Annotated in this window: 1 protein-coding gene; it reads right to left on the bottom strand. The window is 74.1% G+C overall.

Annotated elements, in window-relative coordinates; translation table 11 throughout:
• Window positions 1-2,170 (bottom strand): beta-ketoacyl reductase (locus AC3ET3_RS36000; RefSeq protein WP_435613722.1); only part of this gene is annotated, 2,170 nt, incomplete at both ends.

The raw sequence follows: 2,170 nt of genomic DNA, 5'->3' as shown, positions 1-2,170 counted from the left end.
GCGTGCGGTGTGGCTCGCGTAAGGGTTGTCCGGGTCCGAGGCGAAGAGCAGGCCGAGGTCCCAGCCGCGGTCCCCGGGGAAGTCGACGATGCCGTCCCGTCCGTCGGCGAGCAACTCCCACAGGTCCTCCGGCGACTCCACACCGCCCGGGAAACGGCACGCCATCCCGACGATCGCCACCGGTTCGTCCGAGCCGGTGCTGCTCTCGATGCCGATCGAGGTGATGACGTCGTCCCCGTACAGCTCGCCGTACAGGAACGCGGCCAGCGCCCGAGGTGTGGGGTGGTCGAAGACGACCGTGGCGGGGAGGGTCACGCCCGCCGCGGCCGCCAGCACGTTGCGCAGCTCCACCGCGATCAGCGAGTCCACGCCCAGATCGCGGAACGCCCGCTCAGCACCCACCTGTTCGGGTCCGGAGTGCCCGAGTGCGGCGGCGGCCCTGGTGCGCACCTCGGTCAGGAGTTCGCGGCGACGGGACTCGGGGTCGAGGTTCTGGAGGCGGGCCCGCAGCCCGGTGGTGACCGTCTCGGTGGTCGCCTCGGGACCACTGGGGGCGTGGAACACCTCGGTGAGCAAGGGGCTGTGGCGGACGGCGGAGAAGGCGGGACCGAAGCGGTCCCAGGCGATGTCCGCCACGAGCGCCGTGGGCGGTGTGTCTCCCGCACAGGCCGCGAGGGCGTCCAACGCCTCTTCGGGGGTGAGCAGGCCGACGCCACCTCGCAGTTGGCGGCCTTCCGCGTCCGCGTCGGCAGCCATGCCACCGCCTGCCCACGGGCCCCAGGCGATCGACGTGGCCGGCAGGCCCGCGGCACGACGCCGCTCGGCGAGGGCGTCCAACAGGGCGTTGGCGGCGGCGTAGTTGGCCTGCCCTGCGGAGCCGACGGTGCCGGCGAAGGAGGAGAACAGGACGAAGGCCGTGAGGTCGCGGTCGCGGGTCAGCTCGTCCAGATGGCGGGCGCCTGTCACCTTGGCCGCGAAGACGGCGCGGAAGGAGGCGGGGGTGAGACCGTCGAGGACTCCGTCCTCCAGTACCCCGGCGGTGTGGACGACGGCGTCCACGGGGTGGGCGTCGAGCAGGGCGGCCAAGGCGGGGCGGTCCGTGAGGTCCAGTGCCGCGAAGGTCGTCTCGGCGCCGAGGTCGTGCAGTTCCGTCCGCAGTTCCTCGGCTCCGGGCGCCTGGTCCCCGCTGCGGCTGACCAGGACGAGGTGCGCGGCGCCGTTCCGGGCCGCCCATCGGGCGACCCTGGCACCGAGCGCACCGGTGCCACCGGTCACCAGGACCGTACCGGCGGGCTGCCACGGCACCTGCGCCTCGGACGGCGCCGCGACGAGACGGCGGCCCAGCAGTGCACCGGGGCGGACGGCGGCCTGGTCCTCGCGTACGCCGTCGGCGTCGCGGTCGGCGAGGAGGGCGACGAGACGGGTGGCCGAGCGCCGGTCCGGGCTGGGTGGGAGGTCGACGAGGCCGCCCCAGCGGTCGGGGTGCTCCAACGCGGCGACGCGGCCGAGGCCCCACACGGCGGCCTGGTCCGGATCCGGGGCGAGGTCGTCCGCCGCGGTGGTGACAGCTCCCCGGGTGAGCGTCCAGAGCGGGGCCACGACGCCGGCGTCACCGAGTGCCTGGGTGAGCACCGCGGTCGCCAGGACTCCGTGGGGAACCCCCTCGTCATGCCCTGGTGTGAGCGCGAGCGTGGACACGATCCCGCTCACCGGACCGTCGCCGACGGCGTCGGAGATGCGGCGAGCGAACTCGGTCCGGCTGTCGAGGTGGTGGTGTTCGACGACGGTCAGTTCGGCGCCGGCCTCGGTCAGCACGTCGTTCAGCGCGCCGTCCCAGCCGTCGCCGACCTCCGGTGAGACGGGCCGCACGAACAGCCAGCGCCCGGACAGGCGCCTGCCCTCGGACCGGCCGGCGACGGTGCGCCATACGACCTGGTGATGTACTCCCGGACCGGCGGCGGCCGAACCGTCCTCGCCGTAGGAGCGCTCCAGCCAGTAGCGGTCGCGGCGGAAGGCGTACGTGGGCAGTTCGACCGGGCGGGCGCCCGGCAGGAGAGCCTTCCACTCGACGGCACCACCGCGCAGGTGGAGCCGTGCCAGGGCGGTCACGAGCGTGTCGGGTTCGGAGCTCTTCTTGCCGAGCACCGGCACGTACAGGGCGTCGCTGCCG

It is taken from the genome of Streptomyces sp. bgisy159 (genome assembly GCF_057707805.1).
Note: the sequence above shows the minus strand (reverse complement) of the source record. Positions and strands in the feature narration are given on the sequence as shown.